Origin of the sequence: Bradyrhizobium sp. WSM2793 (assembly GCF_000379585.1) — a bacterium.
GTDB lineage: Bacteria > Pseudomonadota > Alphaproteobacteria > Rhizobiales > Xanthobacteraceae > Bradyrhizobium.
Map to the genome: position 1 here is coordinate 89,766 of NZ_KB902794.1, position 6,853 is coordinate 96,618.

Here is a 6,853-nt window from a genome sequence, read left to right on the forward strand (position 1 = left end):
TACGGCCAAAGTGCCATTCGCACGGAACGGGCGTGACGCGCCCGAATTTGGGCGTGATTCGCAAGGCAGCCCTCCAAAATCTGCGTTCCTTGCCTATCTAAATGAAAAGACAACGGAACTTTGATTGGTGGCCGGGCTTCTGCCGGCACGTTGTCTCTGATAGGTTGATTTTCAGCACCCAGCCGCAGCCAACGTGCGAATAACCGGTTTCGGGACCGCCCGGGACCTCGGAGGATTGATGACGACCGCCGCTCTGTCCAAAGTTGAGGAAGTTTCCGGTCAGCCCGACATGAAGGTGTCGGTGCGGCAGGTGTTCGGGATCGACAGCGATCTCGAAGTCCCCGCCTATTCCGAAGTCGATCCTCACGTGCCCGAAGTCGATTCCGACTACCGCTTCGACCGCGCCACCACGCTCGCCATTCTCGCCGGCTTCGCGCGCAACCGCCGCGTGATGGTGACCGGCTATCACGGCACCGGCAAATCCACCCATATCGAGCAGGTCGCCGCCCGCCTGAACTGGCCCTGCGTCCGCGTCAACCTCGACAGCCACATCAGCCGTATCGACCTCGTCGGCAAGGACTCGATCGTGGTCCGCGACGGCAAGCAGGTCACCGAATTCCGCGACGGCATCCTGCCCTGGGCGCTGCAGAACAACGTCGCGCTGGTGTTCGACGAATACGACGCCGGCCGCCCCGACGTGATGTTCGTGATCCAGCGCGTGCTCGAAGTCTCCGGACGCCTGACGCTGCTCGACCAGAACAAGGTGATCAAGCCGCATCCGGCCTTCCGTCTGTTCGCGACCGCCAACACCGTCGGCCTCGGCGACACCTCGGGCCTCTATCACGGCACCCAGCAGATCAACCAGGGCCAGATGGACCGCTGGTCGATCGTCACCACGCTGAACTATCTCAGCCATGACGAGGAAGTGGAGATCGTGCTGGCGAAGGCCAAGCACTATCGCACGCAGGAAGGCCGCGACATCGTCAACAAGATGGTGCGCCTGGCCGATCTCACCCGCAACGCTTTCGCCAACGGCGATCTGTCGACGGTGATGAGCCCGCGTACGGTGATCACCTGGGCCGAAAACGCCGACATCTTCGGCGATATCGGCTTTGCGTTCCGCGTCACCTTCCTCAACAAGTGCGACGAACTCGAGCGTTCCCTGGTCGCCGAGTTCTACCAGCGCTGCTTCAACGCGGAGCTGCCGGAATCGGCGGTCAACGTGGCACTGAGCTGATTTCTCTCGGTGTGTCGTCCCGGCGAACGCCGGGACCCATACCGCGTGATGTCTCAATAGAACGACGCTGATAGTTTCCTGACACAGAGCGGCCGGTGGTTATGGGTCCCGGCCTTCGCCGGGACGACAGATAGGGTCAGATGACCACCTCCAACTCCAAATTCCGTAACACCAAGGAAGCGCCGACCGAGCCGTTCAAGCGCTCGGTGGCGTCCTGCCTGAAGGCGATCGCCAAGACGCCGGAGCTCGACGTCTCCTTCGCGGCCGAGCGGCCGGGCCTTGCGCCCGGCAAGGCGCGGCTGCCCGAGCCCGCGCGCAAAATGACCAAGCGTGATGCGGCGATCGTGCGCGGTCACGCCGATTCCATCGCGCTGAAGATCGCCTGTCACGATGCCAAGCTGCATCGCAAGCTGATGCCCGGCAATCCGCAGGCGCGCGGCGTGTTCGAGGCGGTGGAGCAGGCGCGGGTGGAGGCGATCGGCGCGCGTCGCATGGCGGGCGTTGCGAAGAATCTCACCGCGATGCTCGACGACCATTTTCACCGCGGCAAGTTCGACGAGATCACCGACCGTGCCGACGCGCCGCTGGCCGACGCGCTGGCGATGCTGGTGCGCGAGCGCCTGACCGGCATGGCGCCGCCGACCGCGGCGAAGAAGATGGTCGATCTCTGGCGTCCCATCCTCGAAGACAAGATCGGCAAGCGGCTCGACCGGCTCGACACCCTGGTCGAGGACCAGACCCGGTTCGGCGACGCCGTGCACGATCTCCTGACGGCGCTCGATATCGGCGACGAGCGCAACGCCGACAGCGAGGACGATGACGAGAACGACGAGAACCAGGACGGCGACAACGACCAGTCCGGCGCCGAGGGCTCGCCCGATTCCGACGCTGCGCAGGAGATGAGTGCCGACCAGGCGCAGGCGTCGAGCGAGGAGATGAGCGAGAGCGCGATGGAAAGCGCGCAGGCCTCGACCTCCGACACCTTCGACGACGGCGAGCTCGGCGACGACGAGACCCCGGGCGAGGCGACGCGTCCGAACCAGCACGGCAAGAACGAGCCGCGCGGGCCGGAATACCACGCCTTCGCGCCCAAGTTCGACGAGATCATCGCGGCCGAGGATCTCTGCGACCATGACGAGCTGGAGCGCCTGCGCGCCTATCTCGACAAGCAGCTCGCGCATCTGCAGGGCATCGTCGCCCGCCTCGCCAACCGCCTGCAGCGCCGCCTGATGGCGCAGCAGAACCGCGCCTGGGAGTTCGATCTCGAAGAGGGCATTCTGGACCCCGCACGCCTGTCGCGCGTCGTCACCGATCCCTATCATCCGCTGTCCTTCATGCACGAGAAGGAGGCGACGTTCCGCGACACCGTGGTGACGCTGCTGCTCGACAATTCCGGCTCAATGCGCGGACGACCCATTACGGTCGCCGCGACCTGCGCCGACATCCTCGCGCGCACGCTGGAGCGCTGCGGCGTCAAGGTCGAGATTTTGGGCTTCACCACGCGCGCCTGGAAGGGTGGGCAATCACGCGAAGCGTGGCTGGCCGCCGGCAAGCCGGCCAATCCCGGCCGCCTCAACGATCTCCGCCACATTATCTACAAGTCCGCCGACGCCCCCTGGCGTCGTGCGCGAAAGAACCTCGGCCTGATGATGCGCGAGGGCCTGCTGAAAGAGAACATCGACGGCGAGGCGCTGGACTGGGCGCACAAGCGCCTCCTCGGCCGGCCCGAGCAGCGCAAGATCCTGATGATGATCTCGGACGGCGCGCCGGTCGACGATTCCACGCTGTCGGTCAATCCCGGCAACTATCTCGAGCGGCACCTGCGCCACATCATCGAGGAGATCGAGACCCGCTCGCCGGTCGAGCTGATCGCGATCGGCATCGGCCACGACGTGACGCGCTATTACCGCCGCGCGGTGACGATCGTGGATGCCGAAGAGCTCGGCGGCGCCATCACCGAGAAGCTCGCCGAACTCTTCAGCGAGACCAACACCGCACCCACCCAGCCGGCCGGTCGCCCGCGACGCAAATTGCATTCGTGAGCACGCATCCATCCCGCCGCAGCTTCCTCAGGCACGCTGCGGCGGGATTCTCCACTCTCGCACTCTCCCGCTCCGCGCTTGCGCAAGGGGTGGCCGAGCCGCCGCCGCGCGCGCTTCAGGTCGAGAACGCCGTCGTCGAGCCCGTCAGCGTCGAGGTCAACGCGCGCGTCATTCCCAATTTCGAGCCGCGTGACCGCACGCGGACGCGCTTCGGCTCGCTGGAATATCGCAGCGGCCTGGTGCTGACCTCGCGCTATCGCGGCTTTGGCGGCCTGTCCGGCATCCGGCTCGACGCCAAGGGCGAAGGCTTCCTCGCGGTGTCCGACCAGGGCGGCTGGTTCACGGGTCGCATCCGCTATTCCGGCGGCAAGATGACCGGCCTCGACGACGTCGAGGCCGCGCCGCTGCTCGGCGCCGAAGGGCGGCCGATCACGGAAAAGCGGCTGTGGTGGGATTCGGAATCGATCTCGCGCGACGGCAATTTCGTCTATGTCGGGCTCGAGCGCGTCAACCAGATCCTGCGCTACGATTTCTCCAAGGGCGGCACGCGCGCGCGCGGCGAGGTGGTGCCGGTGCCGGCGGGAATCCGCAAGCTGCCCTCCAACAAGGGGCTGGAGGCGCTGGTCGTCGTGCCCAAAGGCAAAGACCAGAACATGCCGCTGGCGGGCACCCTGATCGCCTTCTCGGAGCGCGGGCTGGACCATGACGGCAACCTCACAGCCTTCCTGATCGGCGGGCCCTCGCCCGGCCAGTTCAGCGTGCGCCGTACCGAGAAATACGACATCAGCGACGCCGTGCTGCTGGCGAGCGGCGAGCTTCTGATCCTCGAACGCAAATTCTCCTGGTTCACCGGCGTCAACATCCGCATCCGGTCGATCCCCCTGAAATCCATCGCGCCCGGCGCGCTGGTCGACGGCCCCGCGCTGTTCGCCGCCGATCTCGGCCACGAGATCGACAACATGGAAGGCATCGACGCCCACGTCACGGCTGACGGCGAGACCGTGCTGACGCTGATCTCCGACGATAATTTCTCGATGCTGCAGCGGACCTTGCTGCTGCAATTCACGCTGGCGGAGTAGTTCTCCGCCGTCGTCCCGGGGCGCCCCCAATCTCCACTGTCGTCCCGGATCTGCGCTGACGCTTGTCCGGACGACGGCAGAATGTGTGGCGCGGTCTCGCGTCAAGCCGCGGTCGCAATGCGTGCCGCCACTACCCGCCATTCCCGGCGCGCAACTGGCAATCCGCCGCCCGCCCACTACACTCTCTCAACTGCCCCTCTCATCCCCGGAACTCCCCCGCATGAGCGTCCTGTTTTCCCCGATCAAGCTGCGCGGCCTGACGTTGAAGAACCGCATCGTGGTGTCGCCGATGTGCCAATATTCGGCCGACGACGGCGTCGCCAATGACTGGCACTTCACCCACATCAACAATCTCAGCCTGTCGGGCGCGGCGATGTTCTGCATCGAGGCCACCCATGTCGAGGCGATCGGCCGCATCACGCCGGGCTGTCTCGGACTCTACAGCGATGCCGCCGAAGCCGCGCTGAAACAGGTGCTGACCTCGGTGCGCAAGCATTCCACGACCGCGATCGCGATGCAGCTCGCCCATGCGGGCCGGAAAGCGTCGAGCGCGCGGCCCTGGGACGGCGGCCAGCTGATTCCGGTGGAGCAGGGCGGCTGGCAGACGGTGGCCCCATCGGCGCTGCCGCACAAGGAGGGCGAGGCGGCGCCGCTGGCGCTGGATGCAGCGGGCCTCAAGCGCATCCGCGAGGCCTTCGTCGACAGCGCCAAGCGCGCCGAGCGCATCGGCATCGACGCCATCGAGCTGCACGGCGCGCACGGCTATCTCCTGCATCAGTTCCTGTCGCCGATCTCCAACAAGCGCACCGACGAATATGGCGGGTCTTTGCAGAACCGCATGCGCTTCCCGCTCGAAATTTACGATGCCGTGCGCGCGGTGTTTCCGCACGACAAGCCCGTGGGCATGCGGGTGTCGTCGACCGACTGGGTCGAGGGCGGCTGGGATCTGGCGCAGACGATCGAGTTCGCTAACGCGCTGAAGGCGCGCGGCGTCGACTGGATTGACGCCTCCTCCGGCGGCGTCTCGCCGCTGCAGAAGATCCCGCTCGGCCCCGGCTACCAGGTGCAGTTTGCGGAGGCCATCAAGCGCGAGACCGGATTGCCGACCATCGCCGTCGGCCTGATCACCGAGGGCAAGCAGGCCGAAGAGATCGTCGCATCCGGCAAGGCCGACATGATCGCGCTCGCCCGCGGCATGCTCTACGACCCGCGCTGGGCCTGGCACGCCGCCGCCGATGTCGGCGGCGAGGTCGAAGCCCCGCCGCAATACTGGCGCTCGCAACCCTCGACGCAGAAGGCGCTGTTCGGCAAGACCACGTTCGGGGCGCGGTGAAGGCGCGCTGCTGGTGTGGCGCCCCAGTGCGTGTGTGGCACGATGGCGGTGCCGCAATAATCAGCCGTCGTCCCTGCGCACGCAGGGACCCATACCGCGTGATCTCGCGATGACCCGCGGTGCACGTTGACAACTTAACTAAGAGTCTTCGTCAAACCACGTCCTGTGGTTATGGGTCCCTGCTCCCGTGCGCAATTGCGCACTAGGCAGGGACGACAGCGGAGAATGTGGCGTGCCTTTCGCGTCTCTCACGCAACGGCATCCCCCGCACGCCCCTCACCTCCCGCATCCGTAAATCCCCCCAGCTTCCACCTCCCGCAAAACTGGCCTAACCTTGCGCGACCCAACTCCTCGCGGAGGCCTGCCATGCGGTTTCGTGTTCGCAATACGGCTCATGTGTTCGAGCGTGTCGGGCTTGCGATGGCCGGCGCGGCGTGCGGGCTGTTCGTCGGCGCCTATGTGGGATCGGCGATATCAGCGCTCACCACGCAGGGCTTTCTGCTGGTGATGATGGTGCTGGGCTTCGTCGGCTTCTATCTCGGCATCGACACGCCGCAATTGCCGTTCGACGAGGCGCATAGCGAGATCGACGCCGCCGAATTCCTCAGCGCCGCCGGCACGCTCTGCGCCACGCTCACCGCGCTCGCCTCCGTCGCCGTCATCGTGCTCCGCCTCGATCCGCATCTGGTCTGGACCTGGCTCGCTCTGCTCGGCTGGATCGCCGGCGTCGCCATGCAGATCGTCGGCGGCGCCAAAGCGAGGATGCGGAAGTAGCTTCTTCCTTCTCCCTTTGTGGGAGAAGGTGGCGCGAAGCGCCGGATGAGGGGTCTGCCTCTGCAAATTCAGCCGTGAGAGATCAGCTCGCGGAGGCAGACCCCTCACCCGTCTCAATCGCGCGGAGCGCGATTGATCCACCCTCTCCCACAAGGGGCCTGTTGCGTAATTCGCCAGTTGTGATTCCCTAGGGCAAAGCCTTGGAGGTATCGATGGCGGTGAAGCGGACAGGACAGCCGAGCTTTGTGGAAGCGCTGATGCCGAAGGGCGCCGGCGCCAATGCGGCGCTGGATCGGTTGGCTGGCCTGGTCAAGTGGTACCGGTTCGAGAAGCTGATCGGTCATTTGCGGGATGAAGGGAGCCCCGGTCGTCCAGGCTATCCGGTGCT

General features: G+C 65.8%; 5 protein-coding genes. All 5 read left to right on the plus strand.

Features of this window, described 5'->3' with window-relative positions; genetic code table 11:
- Nucleotides 1-238: 238 nt before the first annotated feature.
- On the plus strand, nucleotides 239-1,237 hold the full coding sequence (gene cobS / locus A3AS_RS0126590; protein WP_018320580.1) for a cobaltochelatase subunit CobS: 999 nt from the start codon (nucleotides 239-241) through the stop codon (nucleotides 1,235-1,237).
- Nucleotides 1,238-1,377: 140 nt separating this feature from the next.
- Entirely contained in the window at nucleotides 1,378-3,279 is a 1,902-nt protein-coding gene (cobT, locus tag A3AS_RS0126595; protein ID WP_018320581.1) for a cobaltochelatase subunit CobT, read from the plus strand.
- Nucleotides 3,276-4,358, plus strand: a complete 1,083-nt coding sequence (locus A3AS_RS0126600; RefSeq protein ID WP_018320582.1) for an esterase-like activity of phytase family protein — start codon at nucleotides 3,276-3,278, stop codon at nucleotides 4,356-4,358. Before cobT ends, A3AS_RS0126600 begins: the two co-directional genes overlap by 4 nt.
- A 220-nt stretch (nucleotides 4,359-4,578) precedes the next feature.
- A complete protein-coding gene (locus A3AS_RS0126605) occupies nucleotides 4,579-5,691 on the plus strand; it encodes an NADH:flavin oxidoreductase/NADH oxidase (RefSeq protein ID WP_018320583.1) in 1,113 nt (370 codons plus the stop codon).
- 366 nt (nucleotides 5,692-6,057) lie between these two features.
- The gene (locus A3AS_RS0126610) at nucleotides 6,058-6,465 is read left to right on the plus strand and encodes a hypothetical protein (protein ID WP_018320584.1); all 408 of its coding nucleotides are present in this window, start codon (nucleotides 6,058-6,060) and stop codon (nucleotides 6,463-6,465) included.
- Nucleotides 6,466-6,853: the final 388 nt, after the last annotated feature.

What these genes read in the sequence shown, in the direction of transcription:
- cobS (WP_018320580.1), top strand. Translation starts at nt 239, where the DNA reads ATGACGACCGCCGCTCTGTCCAAAGTTGAGGAAGTTTCCGGTCAGCCC.
- cobT (WP_018320581.1), top strand. Translation starts at nt 1,378, where the DNA reads ATGACCACCTCCAACTCCAAATTCCGTAACACCAAGGAAGCGCCGACC.
- A3AS_RS0126605 (WP_018320583.1), top strand. Translation starts at nt 4,579, where the DNA reads ATGAGCGTCCTGTTTTCCCCGATCAAGCTGCGCGGCCTGACGTTGAAG.
- A3AS_RS0126610 (WP_018320584.1), top strand. Translation starts at nt 6,058, where the DNA reads ATGCGGTTTCGTGTTCGCAATACGGCTCATGTGTTCGAGCGTGTCGGG.